Origin of the sequence: Lentzea sp. NPDC051838 (genome assembly GCF_040681245.1) — a bacterium.
Classification (GTDB): domain Bacteria; phylum Actinomycetota; class Actinomycetes; order Mycobacteriales; family Pseudonocardiaceae; genus Lentzea.
The window spans coordinates 177,245-199,920 of the sequence record NZ_JBFAYI010000010.1 but is presented as its reverse complement, the minus strand read 5'-3'; the positions used below and the strand labels follow the sequence as shown (position 1 = coordinate 199,920).

The following is a 22,676-nucleotide window of genomic DNA, read 5'->3' as shown; positions in this document are numbered from 1 at the left end:
ACGCGCCTCGCCAAGATCACCGTGGGCCGCCAGCCACGCCAACCCAAAACCCACAGCCTCACCGGCAACATCACCAGGAAGCTCACGCCCCAGCAACGCACTAACAACGAACCGCGCCTCGCCAAGATCACCGTGGGCCGCCAGCCAGGCCAACCCAAAACCCACAGCCTCACCGGCAACATCACCAGGAAGCTCACGCCCCAGCAACGCACTAACAACGAACCGCGCCTCGCCAAGATCACCGTGGATCGCCAGCCACGCCAACGCAAGGCTCACAGCCTCACCGGCAACATCACCAGGAAGCTCACGCCCCAGCAACGCACTAACAACGAACCGCGCCTCAACAAGATCATCATGGATCGCCAGCCACGCCAACCCGAAACCCACGGCCTCACCGGCAACATCACCAGGAAGCTGACGCGCCAGCAACGGCGCGAGAACAAACCCCGCCTCCGCCGTGTTGCCGTGATCTTCCAGCCACGCCATCGACTCGGGTACCAGGTGCTCGTCGGTCTCGCCCACGTCGGACCGCAGTCCTTTGTAGAGCAGGTGCCGGGCGGAGATCGAGCGTGCGTGCTGCCGCAGCCAGGGATCCACCACGTCGGTCCACGCGGTGAACGCGACGGGCGACCACGCCGGGCTCTCCAACACCGACCCGATCGCGTAGGCACCGTCGTCCTCGCCCCGGGCAAGTGCCTCGCCGGCCGCCACCGCGTTGCCGGAGATCCAGGACGCACAATGGCTTCGCAGTGCGGACGCCTCCGCCGACGCCATGTCGCGGATGATACGGCCGAGGTTCATCGCATAACGCCCGACGGTGCGCGCGGCGGTCAAGCTCGCGTTCAGCACGCGGTCTGCGACGACTGCCTGCACGACCGCGCCTGGTTGTTGGAGCAGGATCTTCTCAACCAACTGGTCGGTCACCAGGTCGTGTGCGGGAACGATCCCTGTCGACGTGGCAACCAGCCACTTCATCGCCATCAGCTGCCGCAGCACCGGTTCCGCGTTCTTCACCTGTTCACCACAGGCGATCAGGTCTGCCTCCGGTTGGGGGGTGGCGAGCAGCATCGCGACGCAGGTCTGCAATTCATGGCTGGGTTCAGCGTCGTTGTCCGCGAACAGTCTGCGGGGACGCTTCGGCAGCAGGTCGTCCTCCGCAAGCCTGCGTTCGAGCCAACTCAGCAGATCTGCGGGACGGATCGAGGGCAGGGCGGACTTCAGGTCCCCGAGTTCGTGCAACCTCTCGACCTCGGAAGCGATCAGCATCGCGATCACAGGTCTGCTGCCCGCCAGCTTGCGCATCTCCTGCAGCCCGAGATCGTGGGTCGCGTGCGGCGCGACCCGACGCAGTATCTGGTCGCGGATCGCGACTGTCTGTGCGTCGTCCGGCTCAAGTTCGACCACGTCGAAGAGCAGGGTGAGCGGCGCGTCGGTAGTTGCGTGCCAACCGGGCCGGCAGGAGGCGATGAAGGCGACCTTCGTGCCGTACCTGGCCGCGTCTGCCAGCACCCGGTAGCGCAACGTCGCAAGGTCCAGGCGCTGCGCGTACGCGTTGAGGTAGTCGAGCACGATCAGGATCCGGTCCGCGTGCTCCGCGATGATCGCCTCGTACAGGTCGGTGCTCGTCACGGCGGCCTCGCCGGCGGTTATGTGCATGACCGCCCATCCGTCGTTCACCGCCTGCGCGGCCACCTCGAAGCACGTCCGGGTCTTGCCCACACCCGCCGCACCCACCAGCAGCACGCCAGGCGCACCGGTCTCCGCGCCGAGCCGCTCCAGCAGCACGTGTGGAGCGGAGCGTGCGCCCGGATCTGTCGGTGGCACGAACGGCAGGTTGGCCTCCAGCAGGTTCTGCTGGAGGTCGCGCAGGCCGGCGACCTCCTCGCGGTGCGTCTGGATGCCCGTCAGCCGCCGCGGCTCCGCGCGGAACTCGCCCTGCTTGCGATAGCGCAGACCGACGTCCAGCGTCGCGAAGACGCGGAACGACTCAGACGCGAGCAGGTCAGCGCCCGCGCGCACCGCGTCGTCGAACGATTCGCCGATGCCGGTCACCCGCGTGACGTCGAGCGGGAGAAACGCACCGGGCCCCTCAGGGGCGTCGCGCAGTCCGCGCGGCCACACCCCGTCACCATCCGGCGCGAAGTCCCTGTACTCCGCCGCCGCTCCCGGTCCCGGCCACGTGCCGGCAGTCCAGGCCACGACGAGCGCGTGCGCGGGTCCGCCCGCGATCGGCTCGAGCAGGACGATCAGCGGGTGCACACCGGCATCGAGGCAGGCTCCCGCCAACACGACAGCCAAGTCGACGCAGTTCGCGAGCCTGGCGGTCTTCAGCACCTCGGTCGGGCCTCGGATCTCCTGCCAGCCGTCCTGTCCCGCCGCGGACTCGTCGGCGTACCGGATGCCGACGCCGACGAAGGCGTCGTACACCGTCCTCGTCCGATCGATCGGTCCTGGGCCGACGCCGGTGGAACGTGGCGGCAGCGTGGGGAGCAGCGTCGCGGCCGTTCTCGTCTCGACGAAACGCAGCAGGAGGTTGGGATCCTCCAGCCGGTTCCACATCGGCCGATTCACGACCACTCCTCGAATGCCGCGTCGAGCACCACCAGGTCGGCCGACGCGTACACGGACTCTGGGCCCCCGACCTGGCGTGCCTCGAAGTCGAGCCGGTATCGGCCGGCGTCCAGCGCAGGCAGCGTCGCCATCCACACCTCGCCGGCCCCGGACATGGTGATCGGCGGCACATGCGCCAGGCCGCTCGGAGAGAGCAAGAGGCGCATGTCCGCCGCGCCGGTTCCGCCCGGCTGGATGGTCACGCCGACCTGAGTCTCCTCGCCCGCGGGCACGATCTCCTCGAAGTCGATGCCCAGCCACGGACCGGAAGGCGTGTCACTGCCCCTCGTCGGCACAGCCTCCCCCGCGTACGACTTCAGCAACTCGATCATCGACGGTGTGTGCGCCATAGGCCCGTGACGTTCCCGCAGACCGCGCCACGCCGCCCTCGTTTCGCCCAGTTCGCGCGGGATCGCCGACAACGCGGGAACGGTTCCGTCTCCCGTCCACCCGACGTTGCCACGCCAGTGCGGATCCCGCTTCAGCACGTCCAGCGTTCCGTCCGGCCGCAGCACAACCTCGTTCGGCGTGCCGTGGCCACGTCCGAAGTACGGCACGACATCAGGCATCCGAGCCGGTGGGATGTCCGCCCAGGCCGCGGCGATGTCGTCGTGAGTGGCACGTCCCGCGGCGGCCATGGTCGCGAACTGGGCGGAGTAGCTGGACGGGCGCAGCGCAGTCAACTCGATCTCACGGCCGACCCGCTCGTCCCACACCGCTGGATACTGCGGCAGCAGCTCGTACATCGACGGCCACTGCCGGAACACCTTCCGCACCGAGGGGTGGCGCAGGGCTCCGAATCCCGGACCCCGCACCAGCCAGTCGAGTGCCTTCGGCGCACCCCGGTGTGGTGTGCCCAGCGTGATCAGGGCACGGCAGACGGACCACCCGCCGAGCGGCCCGATCCAGTACCTCGCGACGAGACCGCCCATCGAGTGGGCGAGCACGATGACCCTGCGCCGCGACTCGCCGCCCAGAACCTCGTGCACGGCGGCCGCCAGACGCTCTGCAGCGTCACGCACGGACTGACGGAAGTCGTAGGGGAACAACAACACGTCGGTACTGGCGGGGATGGGCACGCCGCGACGATGAACATGTGTTGCGACATCACGGAAGTTGGTGTTCAGCAATGTGTGCAGGTTGTCGTAACCGTGCACCGTCAGCTTGGGGCCGAGCACGCTGAAAGTGCGGATCAGGTCAACCGGTTCGAGTTCAGGAAAGCGCTCCAGGTCCAGTGTCGAGGGCCGGATGACCGCCCTTGCGATGCCCTTCGCACGAGGTTCCCACACTTCGCCGTTCGGCAACGTCAACTTGCTGCCGCCGATTCCCGGCACCACCACGACGAGATCTCGAAGCCTCTGCACTTTCGTGTTTCCCCCTCGCTGCCCGCTCACCAGGACTTCGCAAGCAGGAGTGGGCACGTTACCGCGCGTGTAACGACCACCACGGGACGATCGATCAAGCCGCCAGCACGTCCGGAGCACTCCGACAGACCCTGGGGAAACGCAGTGGCCGATCGCCTCCAGATACTCACCTCGATCTACCAGGCGGACCGCGCCGACCGGAGCTCCACGCTCACCGTCAGCCTCGCCACGATGGGGGCCGCCGTGACCTACCTCGTGGGAACCATCGCGTTCTACGACAAGATCGACCTGCTCGGCTGGGCAATCGCGCTGTTGCCGTTTCCGTTGGTGTGCATCGCCGCGTTCCACGCGACCCTGCTCAACGTGGCGGCCCTGCGAGCTCGTTCCATTCTGACCCTGGAACGCGAACTCGTGTCGGCGGCGCAGATTCCGGGCGTTGACATGAGCACCGTCGGGGTTATTGCAAGTGAGCGCGCCACCAATGTCCACACGGCTCCTCATGCGCAACGATTCGCGGTAATCATCGCGTACGGCGGCGTCGGGATCATCTACCTCGCATATATCGCTCTGATGCTCGTCAAGGCGGCACGACACCTTTCGGGTTGGGTCGCTGTACCCAGCACCGCATACGCGCTGCTGCTGATTCCGATCGCGCTGGCGTGGCACAGGAGCACTCTCCTGCTCGACTTCCGCGCGTCTGCGGATGAGAGCGGCTCCACTGACGGCTAGCGTGCCCTCATGACCGAGACACCCGACGTGAAGCCACGCAGCCGCGACGTGACCGACGGCCTGGAGCGCACCGCCGCGCGCGGGATGCTCCGGGCCGTCGGCATGGGCGACGAGGACTGGGAGAAGCCGCAGATCGGCGTTGCCTCGTCGTGGAACGAGATCACGCCGTGCAACCTGTCGCTCGACCGCCTCGCGAAGGCGTCGAAGGACGGGGTGCACGCGGCGGGCGGGTATCCGCTGGAGTTCGGCACGATCTCGGTGTCGGACGGCATCTCGATGGGCCACGAGGGCATGCACTTCTCGCTGGTCTCGCGGGAGGTGATCGCCGACAGCGTCGAGACGGTGATGCAGGCCGAGCGTCTCGACGGCTCGGTGCTGCTGGCCGGGTGCGACAAGTCGTTGCCCGGCATGCTGATGGCGGCCGCGCGGCTCGACCTCGCCAGCGTGTTCCTCTACGCCGGGTCGATCCTGCCGGGCCGGGTCACGCTGACCGACGGCACCGAGAAAGAGGTCACGATCATCGACGCGTTCGAGGCCGTCGGGGCCTGTGCGCGCGGGTTGATGAGCCGTGAGGACGTCGACCTGATCGAACGCGCGATCTGCCCCGGCGAAGGCGCGTGCGGTGGCATGTACACGGCGAACACGATGGCCAGCGCGGCGGAAGCCCTGGGCATGTCGTTGCCGGGCAGTGCCGCTCCCCCGGCCACCGACCGCCGCCGTGACGGGTTCGCGCGCCGGTCCGGCCAGGCCGTGGTGGAGATGCTGCGGAAGGGCATCACCGCCCGGCAGATCATGACGCGCGAGGCGTTCGAGAACGCGATCGCCGTCGTGATGGCGTTCGGCGGCTCCACCAACGCCGTGCTGCACCTGCTCGCGATCGCGCACGAGGCCGGTGTGGAACTCAGCTTGGACGACTTCAGCCGGATCGGCGCGAGGGTGCCGCACCTGGCCGACGTGAAGCCGTTCGGACGGCACGTGATGACCGACGTCGACCGCATCGGCGGCGTCCCCGTGGTGATGAAGGCGCTGCTGGACGCCGGTCTCCTGCACGGCGACTGCCTCACCGTCACCGGCCGCACGGTCGCCGAGAACCTCGCCGACATCGCCCCGCCCGACCCCGACGGTCTCGTGCTGCGCGCCCTCGACAAGCCCATCCACCACACCGGCGGCATCACGATCCTGAAAGGCACGCTCGCCCCGGAAGGCGCCGTCGTGAAGTCCGCGGGCTTCGACTCCGACGTCTTCACCGGCACCGCGCGGGTGTTCGACCGCGAGCGCGCCGCGATGGACGCCCTCGAAGACGGCACGATCACCGCGGGCGACGTCGTGGTGATCCGGTACGAGGGCCCCAAGGGCGGGCCGGGCATGCGCGAGATGCTCGCCATCACCGCGGCGATCAAGGGCGCGGGCCTCGGCAAGGACGTCCTGCTGCTCACCGACGGCCGGTTCTCCGGCGGCACCACGGGGTTGTGCGTCGGCCACGTGGCACCGGAGGCGGTCGACGGCGGACCGATCGCGTTCGTGCGCGACGGCGACCGGATCACGCTGAACGTCGCCGACGGCACGCTCGACGTGGACGCCGACCTGGAGAGCCGCAAGGAAGGCTGGGCTCCCCTGCCTCCGCGCTACGAACGCGGCGTACTCGCCAAGTACGCCAAGCTGGTCGGCTCGGCGTCGCGTGGCGCTGTCTGCGACTAGTACAGGCTGTCGAGAACGGAGGCGTAGCGCTTCTCGATCTCGCGGCGGCGCGGCTTCAGCGACGCGGTCAGCAACCCGTCCTCGACGCTGAAGTCGCGCTCCAGCACGGCAAAGCGCTTGATCGTCTCGTGCCGCGCCAGCTGCGCGTTGACCATCTTGATGGCGTGCTCGACCTCGGACTCCGCGTCCGTGAGACCGGAAGCGGTGTCCGGGTCGAGCGTCACCAAAGCCACGCAGTACTTGCGCCGATCACCGTGCACGATCACGTTGCTGATGTACGGCGACGCCGCGTTGATCATGCTCTCGATCCGCGCCGGCGCCACGTACTTGCCGCCCGAGGTCTTGATCAGCTCCTTCTTGCGGTCGGTGATCTTCAACCGGCCCATCTCGTCGAGCTCGCCGATGTCGCCGGTGTGCAGCCAGCCACCGATGATCGTCTCGGCCGTCGCGTCCGGCCGGTTGTGGTAGCCGCGCATGACACCGGGGCCGCGCAGCAGCACCTCGCCGTCGTCCGCGATCTTGACCTCCATGCCGGGGATCGGCGGCCCGACCGTGCCGATCTGGATCTGCCCCGGCCGGTTGAAGAACGACCCGGCGGACGACTCGGTCAGGCCGTAGCCCTCCAGGATCGTGATGCCGGAGCGCGCGAAGAACTCGGCGATCTCCGGAGCCAGCGGCGCCGAGCCGGACACGAAGTACCGGATCCGGCCGCCGACGCGCTCGCGCAACTTGCTGTACACCAGGCGATCCGCGAGCCAGCGCGTCGCCGGCCCGTGCTCGCGGTCGGCCCAGCTGAAGATCTTGAACGTCAGCCCGCCCTTCTCGCGCGCACCCGCGACGATCCGGCCGTGGATCTTCTCGAAGATGCGCGGCGCGGCGGCCACGATGGTCGGCTTGAGCTCGCCGAGGTTGTCGACGATCCGCTCCACGCTGCCGTCGACGGCGGTCGGCACGCCTGCGGCGATCATCGCCATCGTCAGCACCTTGCCGAACGCGTGGGACAGCGGCAGCCACAGGAAGTGCAGGTCGGTGGGCAGCAGAATGCCCAGCGAGGCAATGGATTCCGACGTCGTCAGCCAGTTGTCGTGGGTCAGCTCAACGCCCTTGGGCGTGCCGGTCGTACCTGAGGTGTAGATCAACGTGGCCAGGTCGTCCGGCCGCAGCTCGTCGATCAACGCGTCGTAGTCGCCGTCGCCCTGGGGAACCGCGCTGAACCGCAGCACCTCGACCTCGCCCGGCATGATCGCGGCCTGCTCGTCGCTGTCCACGACGACCACGCGGCTGCCGGAGTCGCTGACGATGTGCGCGACTTCGCCCCTGGTGCTGTTCGGGTAGATCGTGGTGGTGGCGCCACCGGCGGCGAGCACGGCCAGGTCGGTGATGATCCACTCGATGCTCGTGCCGCCCATGAGAGCGACCCGGTCACCCTTCCCGAGCCCTGCCGCGCGCAACCCGAACGCCGCCGCAGCGACACGTTCCTGCAGCTCAGCCCACGTGAGCGAGGTCCAGCCAGCAGACGTGCGGTACCGCATCGCCTCGGCGTCGGGCGTGCGGGCGACCCGGTCGCGCAGCTGGTCGGGAATCGACAGCGCCATTGCTTCTCCCCTTCTCTGGAGCGTCGCTCCAGAGCGGTACTCTAACCCTCATGGCTGACCGACGACAGTCTCTCCTCGACGCGGCGCTCAGGCTCGTCGAGGAAGGCGGCCTCGACGCCGTCACGATCGCCGCGCTGACCGAGCGCTCGGGCATGTCGAACGGCAGCATCTACCACCACTTCGGCAGCCGCGCGGGCGTGTTCGCGCAGCTCTACGCCGACAGCTACGGCCGCTGCGTCGCCGCCATGCTGCCCGCGCTGGACGCCCGCCCGGCCTGCGCCGCCGTGCCCGACCTGGCGTTGCGCTACCTGGACTGGGTGATGGCGAACCCGAGCCGCGCGCGTTTCCTCTACGCCGCACCGGACCACGCCGACCCCGAGACGAAGCAGCGGGAGTTCGAGCCGGTGCTGAGCTGGTTCCTCGACCGCATGAAGAACGGCGAGCTGCGCGAGGTGCCGCCGTGGGCACTCGAGCCCGTGGTGATGGGGCCCGCGCACGAGTCGGTGCGCCGGTTCCTGCTCGGGGTGTTCGACCTGGCCGAGGCCCGCGAGATCGTCGCGGACGCGGTCTGGGCCGTGCTGAAGCCCTAGTCCTCGCCGTCCTTGGGCTCGGGAAACGTCAGATCGCCCTCGACGCTCTCCAGCTGCACCAGAGTGCCGTGCACCTTGCCGCGCACGACGTTGGTGACGTTCTCGCCGATCTGCACGATCTCTTCTTCGTCGTCGTCCCCAGTCATGGCCCGCATTATCCGATGATTTCGCCACGCCGTGCCGGTCCACACACCGAACATCGACTCACGAGAGGCTGACGCGATGCGGAAACTGACCTTCGCCATGAACGTGTCCCTGGACGGCTACGTCACCGCACCCGGCGACGACCTCGGGTGGAGCGTGCCGAGCGACGAGCTGTTCCAGTTCTGGTCCGACCGGGTGGGGTCGACCGAGCTGTCGCTGTACGGACGCAGGCTGTGGACGGACATGAGCTCCCACTGGCCGACTGTCGAGGAGCAGCCCGGCGCCACGGCGCAGCACGTCGAGTTCTCCCGGCGCTGGAAGGCCATGCCGAAGGTCGTGTTCTCCTCCACGCTCAGCTCGGTTGACTGGAACGCCCGCCTGGTCACCGGCGACGCGGTCACCGAGATCACCCGGCTCAAGGCCGAGGACGGCGGCCGCATGGACATCGCCGGCGCCACGCTCGCCGCGACGGCGATGCGGGCCAGGCTGATCGACGAGTACGTGCTGGTCACCGCACCGGTCCTGGTGGGCGGCGGCAAGCCGTTCTTCACCGCCCTGGACAACTGGGTCGACCTGACGCTGGTGGAGACCAGGACGTTCCCCGACGGCGTGCTCCTGACCAGGTACGAGACGAAGCGGTAGAACACGTGTTCGACTACACTGCGGTCCCATGCGCCAGGGATCGTTGTTCGACCTGGAAGCGGAGCCCGCGCTGGCTCCGCTCACCCCGCGCCGCACCGAACTGGACGACGGCGCGTGGATCGACGTGCAGCCGGGCTGGCTCGCGGGTGCCGACGCCGTCTTCGACCGGCTCGTGGCCGAGGTGCCGTGGCGGGCCGAGCGCCGGCAGATGTACGACAACGTGGTCGACGTGCCGCGCCTGCTCTGCTTCTACGGCAGCAACCTGCCGTTCGACGTGCTCACCACGGCTCGCGACGCGCTCAGCAGCCACTACCTGCCCGAACTGAAGGAACCCTTCACCACCGCGGGCCTCTGCTACTACCGCGACGGCCGGGACAGCGTGGCCTGGCACGGCGACACGATCGGCCGCGGCCAGACCGAGGACACGATGGTCGCCATCGTGTCCGTCGGCACGCCCCGCGCGTTGCTGCTGCGCCCGCGCGGCGGCGGCGAGACGCACAAGTACGCGCTGGGCCACGGCGATCTGCTCGTGATGGGCGGCTCGTGCCAGCGCACCTGGGAGCACGCCATCCCGAAGACGTCGAAGGTCGTCGGCCCCAGGATCAGCGTGCAGTTCCGGCCGCACGGCGTGCGGTGACCACGTCGATCAGAGGACTCAGCAGCAACAGGAACATGCTGTTGTAACCGATGTACGGCACCAGCACGAACGCCAGCAACAGCAAGGTGGACGGTGTGACCGCCCGCAGCACCACCGGCAACGACAGGCCGCGCGCTTCGACGGCCAGCGCGGGGCTGCCGTGCACGAGCAGGGTCAGCGCGGTCAGGAACAGGCTGCTCACCAGGATCGTGCCGACGTAGAACAGCCGGACGAACGTGTCCCCGCTGTGCTCGCCGACGAGCCCCGTCGGGAACGGCAGCACCACGATGGTGAGCAGCCAGCCCATGTTCAGCAGGACCAGCGGCGCGTTGTACCGCTTCACGTTCTCGAACAGCCGGTGGTGCGTGAACCAGAGGTGCGCGATCACCGCGAAGCTCAGCAGGAAGCTGAAGATCTGCGGCCAGTGGTGGGAGACCATCTCGGCAGGGGGCTCGTCGCCCGGTTCCGAGACGATCTCCACCAACGGCAGCACCAGCAACGTGATCGCGATGGCGACCACGGCGTCGGTGAAGAGGACGAGGCGATCGGGGTTGCGCGTCATGGACACGCGCCCACACTAGATCACGTCGACGAACACCGGATTGGCGTAGAACCAGAGGTCCGCCCACGGGTCCGAGTTCGCGATCTCGTCCACCATCGGGTTGCCGTCCGACGTCAGGCGCTTGCCGTCACTTCCCCGCAGCCGCAGGTAGAACGAGCGCTCGACTCCTCTGAAGGTGTGCGTGAACCGGATCTTGCCCTTGCGGGGCACCTCGAACGTCTTGGCCACCAACGTTTCCGGCGCCAGGAAGACATCGCGGTCAACCGACGGACCGGTCACCGGGCCCGAAATCAGGTCGACCTTGGCCAGAACGGGCACAGCGCCCGAGAAGTTCGGCCCGGACGCGCGATCGATCTCGATCGTCACCTCGACGTCGCCGCCACGGCGCACGAACGTCCGCCCGCCCAAGGTCACGCCGCGCAAGTCGTCACGCGACTGCACGCGCACCTGCAGGCCGTCGATCAGCCTGCCGTGCACCGTGATCACCTTGCCGGACTGCAGACCCCGCATGATGTCCACATAGGACCGTGACCGAGCGCCGACGACGTTCGCCCCGTACTGGCCGGGGAAGAAGTCGCCGTAGTTGGTCTGCTTGACGCCCGAGTCGATCGGTGCGCCCTTCGACCCGGTGGTGGCGTAGTCCTGCTTGCCCTGCGTCAGCGTGTCGTTGAAGACCTGGTGCACGTCGGAGTTCGCGGTGACCCACCACGGACGGCCCTCGGCGAGCAGCGCGTCCCACATGCCGCCGACCTTCGCGGTCATCCAGTCGAAGCCGCCGTGCGTGCGGTAGGCCTCGGCCGGGTAGCCGGGGAACGACTCGGGCAGCGGGGCGGCCGTGTCGTAGTAGCCGCGCGCACGACCGGGGCCGCCCGCGGACTTCGGGATTCCGGCGGCCTGGTGGCCGGGCGCGCCCTCCATGCCGACCGCGACACCGGGCGCCGCGTCCCGCCAGCCGCGCAGCTCGTGCGGGCTGTCCACACCGCGCCGGGACGGGTGGTTCGCGAACATCAGCGCGATCTCGGTCCGTCCGGAGAGGACCTGCGCCTCCAGGTACCGCAGCGCGGACAGCGCAAGCGGCTCGGCGTTGCCGGCGATGCGGCCGTCGTAGGACAGCTCGAACGCCTTGAGGATGTCGACGGTGTGCTTGCCGGGCGGCATGAACACGGTGGCGTGCTCGGCGCCCGGGATGTTCCACTCGAGGCCCTGGTAGACCAGCACGTCCCGGTGTGCCCGACGCGCGCGCTCGATGTCCGGCGTGACCTGGTCGATCGAGAACTTCTGGTGCGCGGGACCACCGTGGTCGGTGATCACCACCCAGTCGAGCCCGAACTCGCGGGCTTTGCGGACCTGGTGCTCGATCGGGTACTGGCCGTCGTCGGAGTACTGCGTGTGGATGTGGTGGTCACCGGCGTACCAGCGGTCGCCACCACCCCACGGGTTGACGGGAACGTGCGCCTCGGCCTTGCCCGTGCCGACGGCGACGGCACCGGCGGCACCGGCCGCGATGCCCAGACCGGCGAGGAAACCGCGGCGTCCGACCGACGTGGGACGGTCGTCCTCGGGGTCGAGCCAGCTGCCCTCAACCGGCTCGACCTCGTGGTGGTGGTGCGTGTGATCACCGTGCGAGTGATCGTGTGAGTGGGACATGCGGAAATCTCAACCGGTCGATCTGGCGCCACAAAGAAACAGGCGGTGAACGCTTGTACCGGGAATTTCATTCACAAGGGCTATTGCCACTTGATCGCGCGGAACTGGTTGCCGCTCCTGCCGACCACCACGCCGTTGTTGTTGACGGCCCAGGCTTCGCTGCCCTCGTCGTTGAACTTGGGCAGCAGGCTCGTGGTGCCGTCGCTGCCCCAGCGCACCCCGCGGTTGCCGTTCAGGTAGGTGCTGCCGACGACGTCACCGGCGTCGTTGATCGAGTGGACGTAGGCGGACGAGGCGCCCGCTGGGATGCCGAGATCGACGATCGTGCCGTCCGGCAGCCACTTCACCGCGTGGTCCTGCCAGTCCGCCGCGCGCACCACGCCGACGATGACGCCGTTGCGGTTCATCCCGAGCGCCCTGCTCTCGTGGCCGCCCGGCAGCACGCCCAGATCGGTGATCGTGCCGTCGGGGCTCCACTTCGTGGCCCGCAGCCTCAGTCCGCCGCCCTGCGAGTTGCCGACGACGGTGCCGTCCGCGCCGATGCCCTCGCCCATGCTGCTCTCGTAACCGCCGGGCAACGGCGGCAGCTCGGTGACCGTGCCGTCCGCCTGCCAGCGCAGTGCTCGGGACGGGTAGGTGTTCCAGCCGTAGCCGGCGGCCTGCCCCGCGTCGTTGATGGCCTGGGGGTACGCGGTGGTGTAGCCCGCCGGCGAGGCCATGGTGCTGATCACGCCGTCCGCGCCCCACCGGACCGGGGTGTTGACCCCGTCGGCGTAGGAGTCGCCGACGACGACACCGCCAGTGTTGATCGCCCGCGCCGAGCTCGACGCGCCTTCCTGGAGGCCGCCCAGGTCGGTCACCGTGCCATCCGCGGACCACCGCACGGCGTGGCTCCAGTACGGCGAGCTGTTGCTGCCGGAGTAGCCGACGGCCACGCCCGCGTCGTTGATCCCGAACGCCTGGCTGACCGTGGCGCCGGGCAGGTGCGGGAGCTGGGTCGCCACCGGATCGGCCGAGGCAGGCACGACGACGGACAACGAGAGCGCCGTGATCGAGGCAGCGCAAAGCAGCCGAGTTCTCATTCTTTCCCCCAGTGAGATCGCCTGCCGCGGAGCGTATCGGTCAGACGGCCCGCACGGCCAGCAAAGCGAGATCGTCGTGGTCGTCGCGGTCCAGCCACTTCAGCACGGCCTCTTCGCAGTGCCGCGCGATCTCCTCCGCCGACATCCCCCTGCACTCCTTCAGCACCGCCCGCAACCGCTGCTCCCCGAACAACTCGGTGCGGTCGGTGTGCGCGCGGGCCTCGGTGAAGCCGTCCGAATACAGCACCAGCGTGTCGCCGGGCGCCAGCGTGACCTGCTCGCCGTGGAACCGGACGTCCGACAAGATGCCGACGATCGCACCGGGCGCGCTGACCTCCTGCACCGACCCGTCCACCCGCAGGATCAACGGCGCCGGGTGCCCGCCGGACGCCAGGGACAGCCGCACTCCCCCGGCCGACAACGGCACCAGCTCGCCCACGACGATCGTGGTGAAGAGCTTGGAACCGGTGGCGCGCAACGAGGTGTTCAGCAGGTGCAGCAGCCGCACCGGGTTCGTCTCGACGAGTGACAACGCCTGCAACGACTGCCGCACCCGTCCACTGTGGACCGCGGCTTCCAGGCCGTGGCCGCAGACGTCGCCCAGCGCGAACGTCGCCGAGCCGTCCGTGCGCGGGTGCACGTCGTAGAAGTCGCCACCGACGAGCGCCCGTTGGTGGGCGGGGATGAACACCGAGCCCATCTCCACGCCGCGCACCTCGGGCAGCGGCAGCGGCAGCAACGCCGAGCGCAGCACGTCGATCGTGCGCTGCTGCTCGGTCATCCTGGTCGCGGCGTCCAGCGCGACGGCGGCGTGTTTGCCGAACAACCGCACGCGCTCGACGTCGTTCGGCGTGAAGTCGCCCTGGCGCAGCACCACGAGCGCGCCGCCGACGCCCAGCGGCACGGCCAGCGCGCGGCCGAAGTCCTCCGGCACGCCCCAGCCACCTTCGCCCAATGAGGTGATCCTCACGAGGTTCGACTCGCCGGTCAGCACCTCCGTGATCGCCGACGCCCGGCGCGGTGTGCGCGTGACCGTGGGCTCACCGCCACCACACCGCCACCACTCCAGACGGTCACGCGTCGCGGGCACCACGGCCACGCAGTGCTCGCCCAGCAGTTCCGACGCGAGCTGCACGATGGTCTTCAACGTCGTCTGGCGCGAGGTGCCGCCCGCGAGCCGCAGATGGGCGTGGTCGAGCGTGGAGTCCGTGAAGTACCAGGCACTCCAGCCCTCGCCGAGCTCCAGCTGGCGGCCGGCGACGTGCATGTCGAAGTGCTCGCCGAGGCACAGCCGGGGGAACCGCTCCGCCGCCACGGCGTTGCGGACGCGCACCACACCGGAGGGGTCCACGACGATGACGGCTTCGCGCAGCCCGTCCACCAGGCGCTGCCAGCCGTCGAGGTCGATGCCCACGGCGCTGCTCATCCGCTGTTGTCCAGCGCACTCGGCCGAATCATCACGGCCTCCTGCGGGTAGTTGGCGTGCATCGCGGCATCAAGTTACCTCGCTCCCAACCTAACGTGGCAGGCTTGGCTGCGACCACCGAGGCACGGAGGCATGGTGACCACGGCCAACGAAGAGACGGACGCGACCCTCGAAAGGGTTCTCTCGGCGATGAGAGACCTGCGTGACGGCAACTTCCGCCGCAGGTTGGTGGTGCCGGGGAACGGGCCCGTCTCCGCGCTCGCCGACGTGTTCAACGAGATCGCGGAGCGCAACCAGTGGCTCGCCGGTGAGCTGGGCCGGGTCCGCCAGGCGGTCGGCCAGGAGGGAAGACTCACCGAACGGGTGGCGCCCGCCGGTACCGCCGGTGGCTGGTCGCTGATCGCCGACTCGGTGAACGGCCTGGTAGAGGACCTGATGAGGCCGACGTCGGAGCTGAGCCGCGTGCTCGCCGCCGTCGCCGAGGGTGACCTGACCAAGCGCATGTCGGACCAGACGCTGCGCGGTGAGTTCGCGACGCTCGGGTCGACGGTGAACGGGCTGGTGGACCAGCTCAGCTCGTTCGCGGACGAGGTCACCCGTGTCGCCCGCGAGGTCGGTACGGACGGCCGGCTGGGTGGTCAGGCGAAGGTGCCGGGCGTCGCCGGCACGTGGCGCGACCTGACGGACAACGTCAACTCGATGGCGAACAACCTGACCAACCAGGTCCGCAACATCGCCCAGGTCGCGACGGCGGTGGCGAACGGCGACCTGACGCAGAAGATCACGGTCGACGTCTCCGGCGAGATGCTGGAGCTCAAGAACACGCTGAACACGATGGTCGACCAGCTGTCGTCGTTCGCGGACGAGGTCACCCGTGTGGCGCGCGAGGTCGGCACCGACGGCAAGCTCGGCGGCCAGGCGAAGGTTCCGGGCGTCGCCGGCACGTGGCGCGACCTGACCGACAACGTGAACTACATGGCGGAGAACCTGACCACTCAGGTCCGCAACATCGCCCAGGTCACGACCGCGGTGGCCCTCGGCGACCTGACGCAGAAGATCACGGTCGACGCGCGCGGCGAGATCCTCGAGCTCAAGTCGACGATCAACACGATGGTCGACCAGCTGTCGAGCTTCGCCGACGAGGTCACCCGCGTCGCCCGCGAGGTCGGCTCGGACGGCCGCCTCGGCGGTCAGGCGCAGGTGCCGGGCGTCGCCGGTACGTGGCGCGACCTCACCGAGTCGGTGAACGTCATGGCGAACAACCTGACGACCCAGGTCCGCAACATCGCCCAGGTCACGACCGCGATCGCGCGCGGCGACCTGACGCAGAAGATCACCATCGACGCGCGCGGCGAGATCCTCGAACTCAAGACCACGATCAACACGATGGTCGACCAGCTCTCGTCGTTCGCGGACGAGGTCACGCGTGTGGCGCGCGAGGTCGGCACCGAGGGCGGGCTGGGCGGCCAGGCGAAGGTGCCGGGTGTCGCGGGCACGTGGCGCGACCTCACCGACAACGTCAACTTCATGGCGAACAACCTGACCAACCAGGTCCGCAACATCGCCCACGTGGCGACGGCGGTGGCGAACGGCGACCTGTCGCAGAAGATCACCGTCGACGCGCGCGGCGAGATCCTCGAGCTGAAGTCCACTTTGAACACGATGGTCGACCAGCTGTCGTCGTTCGCCGAGGAGGTCACCCGCGTCGCCCGCGAGGTCGGCACCGACGGCCGCCTCGGCGGTCAGGCCCGCGTGCAGGGCGTCGCCGGCACGTGGAAGGACCTGACGGACAACGTCAACCTGATGGCGGACAACCTGACCGACCAGGTCCGCAACATCGCCACGGTCGCCACCGCCGTCGCGAACGGCGACCTCTCGAAGAAGATCACCGTCGAGGCCAAGGGCGAGGTCGCGACCCTGGCCGAGACGCTGAACGGCATGGTCGACACGCTGCGCGCGTTCGGCGACGAGGTCACCCGTGTCGCCCGCGAGGTCGGCACCGAGGGCATCCTGGGCGGCCAGGCGCGCGTGTCCGGCGTCGCGGGCACGTGGAAGGACCTCACCGACTCGGTGAACTTCATGGCGGACAACCTGACCAACCAGGTCCGCAACATCGCCCAGGTGACCACCGCGGTGGCTCAGGGCGACCTGACGAAGAAGATCGACGTCTCCGCGCGCGGCGAGATCCTCGAACTCAAGACCACCATCAACACGATGGTCGACCAGCTGTCGTCGTTCGCGGACGAGGTCACGCGTGTGGCGCGCGAGGTCGGCACCGAGGGCAAGCTCGGTGGTCAGGCCGAAGTGGACGGTGTCGCCGGCACGTGGTCGAAGCTGACCGACAACGTGAACCAGCTGGCCTCGAACCTCACCACCCAGGTGCGCGCCATCGCGGCTGTCGCCACGGCCGTGACCGCGGGCGACCTGACCAGGCAGATCACCGTCGACGCGTCCGGAGAGCTCGCCGAGCTCAAGGACAACGTCAACCAGATGATCGCGAACCTCAAGGAGACGACCCGGGCGAACCGCGAGCAGTACTGGCTCAAGACCAACCTGGCCCGTCTCTCCGGCCTGATGCAGGGCCACCGGGATCTCAGGGCCTTGGCCTCGTTGATCATGAGCGAGCTGACGCCGCTGGTCAGCGCGCACCACGGCGCGTTCTTCCAGATCCAGGAGGAGGACGACTCCAAGCAGACCCTGGAGCTCACCGCCTCCTACGGCTTCCGCCTGGACGCCGCCCGCACCACCCGCGTGGCGGTGGGCGAGACCCTGGTGGGCCAGTCGGCGTTCGAGAAGAAGACGATCCTGGTCAGCGAGGTCCCCGGCGGCTACCTGACCGTCTCCTCGGCGCTCGGCGAGTCGGCGCCGGTCAACCTCGTGATCCTGCCGATCCTCTTCCAGGGCGAGACCCTGGGCGTGATCGAGCTGGCGTCGCTGAACGAGTTCACCGACGTTCACCTCGACCTGCTCGACCAGCTCAAGGAAGCCATCGGCGTCAACGTCAACACGATGCTCGCCAACTCCCGCACCGACGCCCTGCTGGTCGAGTCCCAGCGCCTCACGACCGAGCTTCGCGCGGGTTCCGAGGAGCTCGAAGACCGCGCCCGCCAGCTCCAGACCGCGTCGAAGTACAAGTCCGAGTTCATGGCGAACATGTCCCACGAACTCCGGACTCCTCTCAACTCCCTGCTGATCCTGGCGAAGCTGCTCGCCGACAACCTCGACGGCAACCTCAACGCCAAGCAGGTCGAGTTCGCCCGCACGATCCACTCGTCCGGCTCCGACCTGCTCCAGCTCATCAACGACATCCTCGACCTCACCAAGGTCGAGGCGGGCCACATGACCCTGCACGAGGACCCGGTCCGCGTCGACGAGCTGGTCCGCTACGTCGAGACGTTGTGTTTGCCGCTGACCGCAGAGAAGAACCTGGAGTTCTCGGTCCGCGTCGACCCGAACGTGCCGGAAACCCTGCGCACCGACGAACACCGGCTGCAGCAGATCCTCCGCAACCTGCTCTCCAACGCCGTGAAGTTCACCCACGACGGCGGAATCCGGCTGCACGTGCGCATGGACGATCCGTCCACAGTGGCCTTCGACGTGCACGACACGGGCATCGGCATCCCGGCGGAGAAGCTCGCCGTCATCTTCGAGGCCTTCCAGCAAGCCGACGGCACCACGTCCCGCAAGTACGGCGGCACCGGCCTAGGCCTCTCCATCAGCCGCGAACTCGCCCAGCTCCTCAACGGCGCCCTGCGAGTCCGCTCCGAACCGGGCATCGGCTCGACGTTCACCCTCTGCCTGCCGCTGGGCAAGGTCATCAACGACACCATCGTCCTGCCGGAACCCACCCCGATCGTCGCCCCGGCCCCGGTTCTCGCCGCGTCCGGCTCGATCCGGTTCCACGGCGAGAAGGTCCTGGTGGTCGACGACGACCTGCGCAACGTCTTCGCCCTGACGAGCGTGCTGGAGTTGCACGGCCTGGAAGCCATTTACGCCGACAACGGAATCACCGGCGTTCGCGCGCTCGAACAATACGACGACGTGGCCATCGTGCTGATGGACATCATGATGCCTGAATTGGACGGCAACGCCACTATTTCAGCCATTCGAGCAATGGAACGGTACGCCGATCTGCCCGTTGTCGCCGTAACCGCGAAAGCAATGAAGGGCGACCGGGAAAAGTCCCTGGCTTCAGGCGCCACCGACTACGTCACCAAGCCGGTGGACACCGAGCACCTCATCCGCCTGATCGCCTACTACCTGGGAGTATCAGCAGAGGCCTGACCACGCAAAACATCCCGCGAAGCCGAAGGCAAGCGGCGATGGCGAAGCCGAGCCGAACGAGAGCACAACAACGCGGGACACCGGTAATAACCGCCGCCCGAACAACAAAACGCAACCACGCACGCAAAGCGATTGGGGCTTGACTTCGGGTGCGAGGTGCTACCCTTTTCGGATCGGGCGGGTGCGGAGCATCCGACCTTTTCCGCCCGAACAAGCGCCTCGCAAGGGACCCGAAGTCAAGCCCCAATCGCAATCGTCGCGAAGCGGCGATGACGAAACCAAAGCTCGTCCGGTCTTTGACCCGCGCGCCCACCCACGCAAGGCGAGACGACGCACGGCACGCGACCAACCCCGCTGGAACCGCAGCCCAACCACAAAAGCCGACCACCGCAAGGCGCGTCAGCGCCCAGCCGACCTCACCGAGCCGAATCCACCGCCGGCTGAACAGCCGCGTCCACACTCTCGTGCAGCGACAAAACCTCAGCCACATCAGCAAGGTCGAACAACCGCCGCACCGGCGCCTGAGTGGCGGCGATCCGCAACTGTCCCCCGGCCTCGGCCAGCTTCCGATGCCACTCCAGCACCAACGCCAGCCCGGTGGAATCCATGAACAACAGTTGCGACAGATCCAGCACCGCGTGCACCCCTGTCACGTCCGAATCCAGCCGCGCGGACAGCACGGGGACGGTGTCGATGTCCAGCTCACCGGCGACGGCGAGCACTCGCCATCCCCGCTGGACCTCGCTGCCGACGTTGAGCTCCATCGTCGCCGTTCCTTCCGCCACGCCCGACTCGTGCGACCCAAATCGTGCAGCACGGCGTCGAACCATGCGACCACCGGGGGGCTGAAAGATCCGAAGGACCCACCGGATGTGCGACGATGCGCCTTGTGCTGAACGACCCACTGGCTGAGGTGCGGGTGACCCTGTCCGCCGAGGGTGGGTCCTGCGCACGTGCACGTCAGGTGGTGCGCGAGGCCGCGGTGTCGTGGGGGCTGACGGACGACCTGGCGGACGACGCGCAGCTGGTCGTCACCGAGCTGGTGTCGAACGGCATCGACCACGGTGAGGGTCTGATCACACTGACGGTCAGCCGCAAGGACAACGGCATGCTGGTCGAGGTGCACGACGAGTCGTCGAAGCAGCCTCAGCTCAGACCGGTGGATCCCACTTCGGCGCGTGGCAGGGGCATGCAGCTCGTGCAGGCGTTGAGCGAGCGGTGGGGTACAACGCCTGACACAAAAGGAAAAGTCGTCTGGGCCGAGCTGAAGGCCTGACACCCGGTCGGCTTGTGAACGTCACCCGATCGCGCGTACGGTCGGCCCGGACGGGAGTCCTGATGAACCACCTTCGACAGACCACGACGTACGTCCAGTCCATCCCGATCGTCGCTCTGACGGGCGAGATCGACATGATGTCCTCGGCTCCGGTGACGAGCAGACTCGCCGAGCTGCTCGACCACAAGCCACCCGCACTGGTCGTCGATCTGCGGGCGGTGCGGTTCTTCGGATCCGAGGGGATCCGCGCACTCGTGGAGACGCAAGCTCAGGCCGACGAGCTCGGCATCAAGTTCGGCGTCGTCAGCGACACCAGAATTGTGTTGCGCCCCTTGGAGATGACGGCTGTCGACCAGGTGCTGCTGTTGTTCGCCGACGTCGATGACGCCGTCACCGCGCTCAGCGCCTAAGCGGCCTCACGCCGGCGGCGAGAGCGCTCCACCAGATCCAGTAACAGGCCTTCCTTGGTGGACCACGGCGAGATGTCGACGACGTCGTGCCCGGCCACCTTCATCAGGCCCTCCGCGACCACCGCGCCCGCCAGCGACTGCCGGGCCCGGTGCCGGGAGATGCCCGGCAGCGCGGCGCGTTCGCGCACCGAGAGCTTCGCGAGGCGCGGGATCCACTTCTCCAGGTCCTTCAACCGCAACTGGCGCGGCGCGTACGGCCCGCTGCGCGCTCCGGCGAGCCTGGCCAGCTGTTCGAACACCTTCGAGCAGCCGACGGCGCGAGCGCTCTCTTCGCGGGGGAACGCCTCGGCGATCCGCTCGCGCACCTCGGCCCGCATGTCGTCGACGGTGAGGCCGGCGCGTGTCAAAGTCCTTGCACCCAGAGGCAACGAGACCGCGTGCTCCGGTTCCGCACCCGATCCCAGAGCCAGTTCGACGGTGCCGCCGCCGACGTCCAGCACGACCATCGGACCGGCGGCGAACCCGAACCAGTGCCGGGCCGCGGTGTAGGAGAGACGTGCTTCTTCCTTGCCCGACAAGACCTTCAGCTCGACGCCGGTGCGTCTGAGCACCTTGCGCATGACCTCGTCGGCGTTCAGGGCGTCACGGACGGACGAGGTGGCGAAGGGGAGGAAGGGCACATCGCCGGCCTTCTTGCGGGCCGCCAGCACGGCGCCGCACAACGACTCGACGCCGTCGCCGCTGATCGCCCCGTCGGAACCCAGTTCCCGGTCCAGCCGCAGCCTGACCTTGTGGGACACCAGCGGACGCAGCAGGTCTCGTTCCACGACCACCAGGTGTGCGCTGAAGCACCCGACGTCCAGAACTCCGACCGACATCCGCCACCTTCCTTCTCACGAACTCCCAAGTTCCCTTTACCTCATCGGTATCCATTGTGGGAGTCAATGCACCCGATCAGGGCATCTTCGCCTAATGAGATGCGTTACAGTGCCCCGATGTCCCTGGCAGAGATCCCTTCCCGGCTCGACGGCGCCCTGAAATCGGCGGACCGCGGGGTAATAGTCCTGGCCGTGGACGGTCTCTCTTCGGACGTGGCCAAACAATCGTGGTTGTCGGCCTCCGTCTCCACGCTCGCCTCCACTGTGCCGTCCACGTCCGCGACGGCCTGGCTGACCGCGCTGACCGGAATGCCGGCCGACGTCCACCGCGTGCCGGGAACCGTGTACCGCAACGGATCCGGGCTCGTGCACGCCGTCAACGGCGCACCGGCGATCCCGAACCTCCCGACCGTGCTGGAACGGCACGGCGCGACGGTCCTGGCTCGCGAGCTCGATCTCCTCGAAGGCACCTGGGCGCAGGCACTCCTGCGGGGGTGCACCCGGATACCCGCGCCCGCGAAGCACAAACTCACCGCGCAGGCCGAGGACCCGCCGCTGCTCGTCGCCAACGTCGTGGCCGACCTGGACAAGGCCCTGCAGGACGCCCGGTTCCTGTGGACCTACGTCAACATCGACGACCACGTGCACCGCCACGGCTACGACGAGCCCGTGCACGAGGCGATGCTCCGGCTCGACGCGCACGCATCCCGTTGGGCCGCACAGGGTTGGACCGTCGTGGCGCACTCCGACCACGGCCTGGTCCCCGTCGATCCCGATCCGGCACTCGTCGAGGCCTGGGACGCGATCGTGCGCGAGGAGTGCGTGATCCCGTCCGGCGGCGCGGGCCGGACGCGCTGGCTCTACCCGAAGGCGGATCGGCTCGAAGCCGTTTTCGACCGCGTGGCAACGACTCTGGGCTCGACGGCCACCGTGCACCACGCCGCCGATCTCGGACTGCCGCAGCCGGAGGCGGGCCCGGTCGTCGCCGTCGCCGCCTCGCCGCGGTTCCCGATCCCGGACCCGTCCGCGAAGTTCGAGCACGGGGGCCTGAGCCGGGACGAGATCGACGTCCCCTTCGCGGTCTGGCACGCCGTACAGTGAA

At 68.4% G+C, this 22,676-nt stretch carries 19 protein-coding genes; 9 read left to right on the top strand and 10 right to left on the bottom strand.

Annotated features, from left to right (window positions below):
- Both AB0M24_RS23575 and AB0M24_RS23570 read right to left on the bottom strand, forming a co-directional pair.
- A partial coding sequence (locus AB0M24_RS23575; RefSeq protein WP_363771505.1) for a hypothetical protein occupies positions 1–2,571 on the bottom strand: 2,571 nt, incomplete at its 3' end.
- Positions 2,568–3,974, bottom strand: a complete 1,407-nt coding sequence (locus AB0M24_RS23570; protein WP_363771502.1) for a hypothetical protein — start codon at positions 3,972–3,974, stop codon at positions 2,568–2,570. The genes AB0M24_RS23570 and AB0M24_RS23575, both read right to left, overlap by 4 nt.
- Positions 3,975–4,118: 144 nt before the next feature.
- Between AB0M24_RS23570 and AB0M24_RS23565 the strand changes: the two genes are divergently transcribed.
- Positions 4,119–4,703 (top strand): hypothetical protein, encoded by a 585-nt coding sequence (locus tag AB0M24_RS23565; protein ID WP_363771499.1) that lies wholly within the window; start codon positions 4,119–4,121, stop codon positions 4,701–4,703.
- A 9-nt stretch (positions 4,704–4,712) separates the two neighbouring features.
- A complete protein-coding gene (gene ilvD / locus AB0M24_RS23560; RefSeq protein WP_363771496.1) occupies positions 4,713–6,401 on the top strand; it encodes a dihydroxy-acid dehydratase in 1,689 nt (562 codons plus the stop codon).
- Here the strand turns inward: ilvD and AB0M24_RS23555 are convergent.
- A complete protein-coding gene (locus AB0M24_RS23555) occupies positions 6,398–7,996 on the bottom strand; it encodes a long-chain fatty acid--CoA ligase (RefSeq protein WP_363771493.1) in 1,599 nt (532 codons plus the stop codon). The genes ilvD and AB0M24_RS23555 overlap by 4 nt on opposite strands.
- Before the next feature lie 50 nt (positions 7,997–8,046).
- On the opposite strand from AB0M24_RS23555, the gene AB0M24_RS23550 reads away from it, so the two are divergent.
- A complete protein-coding gene (locus AB0M24_RS23550) occupies positions 8,047–8,586 on the top strand; it encodes a TetR/AcrR family transcriptional regulator (RefSeq protein ID WP_363771490.1) in 540 nt (179 codons plus the stop codon).
- Here AB0M24_RS23550 and AB0M24_RS23545 read toward each other — a convergent pair.
- Positions 8,583–8,732, bottom strand: a complete 150-nt coding sequence (locus AB0M24_RS23545) for a hypothetical protein (RefSeq protein ID WP_363771487.1) — start codon at positions 8,730–8,732, stop codon at positions 8,583–8,585. The genes AB0M24_RS23550 and AB0M24_RS23545 overlap by 4 nt on opposite strands.
- Before the next feature lie 76 nt (positions 8,733–8,808).
- Between AB0M24_RS23545 and AB0M24_RS23540 the strand changes: the two genes are divergently transcribed.
- On the top strand, positions 8,809–9,372 hold the full coding sequence (locus AB0M24_RS23540; RefSeq protein WP_363771484.1) for a dihydrofolate reductase family protein: 564 nt from the start codon (positions 8,809–8,811) through the stop codon (positions 9,370–9,372).
- Positions 9,373–9,400: 28 nt separating this feature from the next.
- Positions 9,401–10,009, top strand: coding sequence for an alpha-ketoglutarate-dependent dioxygenase AlkB (locus tag AB0M24_RS23535; RefSeq protein ID WP_363771482.1), 609 nt, complete (start codon positions 9,401–9,403; stop codon positions 10,007–10,009).
- Here AB0M24_RS23535 and AB0M24_RS23530 read toward each other — a convergent pair.
- The 4 genes from AB0M24_RS23530 to AB0M24_RS23515 form a co-directional block, all read right to left on the bottom strand.
- Entirely contained in the window at positions 9,975–10,571 is a 597-nt protein-coding gene (locus AB0M24_RS23530) for a TMEM175 family protein (RefSeq protein ID WP_363771607.1), read from the bottom strand. The genes AB0M24_RS23535 and AB0M24_RS23530 overlap by 35 nt on opposite strands.
- A 15-nt stretch (positions 10,572–10,586) precedes the next feature.
- Positions 10,587–12,218 (bottom strand): PHP domain-containing protein, encoded by a 1,632-nt coding sequence (locus AB0M24_RS23525; protein ID WP_363771479.1) that lies wholly within the window; start codon positions 12,216–12,218, stop codon positions 10,587–10,589.
- Between the two features lie 80 nt (positions 12,219–12,298).
- On the bottom strand, positions 12,299–13,300 hold the full coding sequence (locus tag AB0M24_RS23520) for a hypothetical protein (RefSeq protein WP_363771477.1): 1,002 nt from the start codon (positions 13,298–13,300) through the stop codon (positions 12,299–12,301).
- Positions 13,301–13,340: 40 nt separating this feature from the next.
- Positions 13,341–14,726 carry a PP2C family protein-serine/threonine phosphatase gene (locus tag AB0M24_RS23515; protein WP_363771474.1) on the bottom strand — a complete coding sequence of 462 codons (1,386 nt, stop codon included), beginning with the start codon at positions 14,724–14,726 and terminating at the stop codon, positions 13,341–13,343.
- 132 nt (positions 14,727–14,858) lie between these two features.
- Between AB0M24_RS23515 and AB0M24_RS23510 the strand changes: the two genes are divergently transcribed.
- Positions 14,859–19,010 carry a HAMP domain-containing protein gene (locus AB0M24_RS23510; protein ID WP_363771471.1) on the top strand — a complete coding sequence of 1,384 codons (4,152 nt, stop codon included), beginning with the start codon at positions 14,859–14,861 and terminating at the stop codon, positions 19,008–19,010.
- Between the two features lie 416 nt (positions 19,011–19,426).
- On the opposite strand, the gene AB0M24_RS23505 is transcribed toward AB0M24_RS23510, so the two are convergent.
- Complete coding sequence (locus tag AB0M24_RS23505) at positions 19,427–19,795, bottom strand: STAS domain-containing protein (protein ID WP_363771468.1); 369 nt, start codon at positions 19,793–19,795, stop codon at positions 19,427–19,429.
- Between the two features lie 95 nt (positions 19,796–19,890).
- On the opposite strand from AB0M24_RS23505, the gene AB0M24_RS23500 reads away from it, so the two are divergent.
- Positions 19,891–20,286, top strand: a complete 396-nt coding sequence (locus AB0M24_RS23500; RefSeq protein ID WP_363771465.1) for an ATP-binding protein — start codon at positions 19,891–19,893, stop codon at positions 20,284–20,286.
- 62 nt (positions 20,287–20,348) lie between these two features.
- Positions 20,349–20,696, top strand: coding sequence for an STAS domain-containing protein (locus AB0M24_RS23495; RefSeq protein ID WP_363771462.1), 348 nt, complete (start codon positions 20,349–20,351; stop codon positions 20,694–20,696).
- On the opposite strand, the gene AB0M24_RS23490 is transcribed toward AB0M24_RS23495, so the two are convergent.
- Positions 20,693–21,574, bottom strand: a complete 882-nt coding sequence (locus AB0M24_RS23490) for an exopolyphosphatase (RefSeq protein WP_363771460.1) — start codon at positions 21,572–21,574, stop codon at positions 20,693–20,695. The genes AB0M24_RS23495 and AB0M24_RS23490 overlap by 4 nt on opposite strands.
- A 117-nt stretch (positions 21,575–21,691) precedes the next feature.
- On the opposite strand from AB0M24_RS23490, the gene AB0M24_RS23485 reads away from it, so the two are divergent.
- Complete coding sequence (locus tag AB0M24_RS23485) at positions 21,692–22,675, top strand: hypothetical protein (protein ID WP_363771457.1); 984 nt, start codon at positions 21,692–21,694, stop codon at positions 22,673–22,675.
- Position 22,676 lies beyond the last annotated feature (1 nt).

What these genes read in the sequence shown, in the direction of transcription:
- ilvD (WP_363771496.1), top strand. Translation starts at nt 4,713, where the DNA reads ATGACCGAGACACCCGACGTGAAGCCACGCAGCCGCGACGTGACCGAC.
- AB0M24_RS23555 (WP_363771493.1), bottom strand. Translation starts at nt 7,996, where the DNA reads ATGGCGCTGTCGATTCCCGACCAGCTGCGCGACCGGGTCGCCCGCACG.
- AB0M24_RS23550 (WP_363771490.1), top strand. Translation starts at nt 8,047, where the DNA reads ATGGCTGACCGACGACAGTCTCTCCTCGACGCGGCGCTCAGGCTCGTC.
- AB0M24_RS23545 (WP_363771487.1), bottom strand. Translation starts at nt 8,732, where the DNA reads ATGACTGGGGACGACGACGAAGAAGAGATCGTGCAGATCGGCGAGAAC.
- AB0M24_RS23540 (WP_363771484.1), top strand. Translation starts at nt 8,809, where the DNA reads ATGCGGAAACTGACCTTCGCCATGAACGTGTCCCTGGACGGCTACGTC.
- AB0M24_RS23535 (WP_363771482.1), top strand. Translation starts at nt 9,401, where the DNA reads ATGCGCCAGGGATCGTTGTTCGACCTGGAAGCGGAGCCCGCGCTGGCT.
- AB0M24_RS23530 (WP_363771607.1), bottom strand. Translation starts at nt 10,571, where the DNA reads ATGACGCGCAACCCCGATCGCCTCGTCCTCTTCACCGACGCCGTGGTC.
- AB0M24_RS23525 (WP_363771479.1), bottom strand. Translation starts at nt 12,218, where the DNA reads ATGTCCCACTCACACGATCACTCGCACGGTGATCACACGCACCACCAC.
- AB0M24_RS23520 (WP_363771477.1), bottom strand. Translation starts at nt 13,300, where the DNA reads ATGAGAACTCGGCTGCTTTGCGCTGCCTCGATCACGGCGCTCTCGTTG.
- AB0M24_RS23515 (WP_363771474.1), bottom strand. Translation starts at nt 14,726, where the DNA reads ATGAGCAGCGCCGTGGGCATCGACCTCGACGGCTGGCAGCGCCTGGTG.
- AB0M24_RS23510 (WP_363771471.1), top strand. Translation starts at nt 14,859, where the DNA reads ATGGTGACCACGGCCAACGAAGAGACGGACGCGACCCTCGAAAGGGTT.
- AB0M24_RS23500 (WP_363771465.1), top strand. Translation starts at nt 19,891, where the DNA reads ATGCGCCTTGTGCTGAACGACCCACTGGCTGAGGTGCGGGTGACCCTG.
- AB0M24_RS23495 (WP_363771462.1), top strand. Translation starts at nt 20,349, where the DNA reads ATGAACCACCTTCGACAGACCACGACGTACGTCCAGTCCATCCCGATC.
- AB0M24_RS23490 (WP_363771460.1), bottom strand. Translation starts at nt 21,574, where the DNA reads ATGTCGGTCGGAGTTCTGGACGTCGGGTGCTTCAGCGCACACCTGGTG.
- AB0M24_RS23485 (WP_363771457.1), top strand. Translation starts at nt 21,692, where the DNA reads ATGTCCCTGGCAGAGATCCCTTCCCGGCTCGACGGCGCCCTGAAATCG.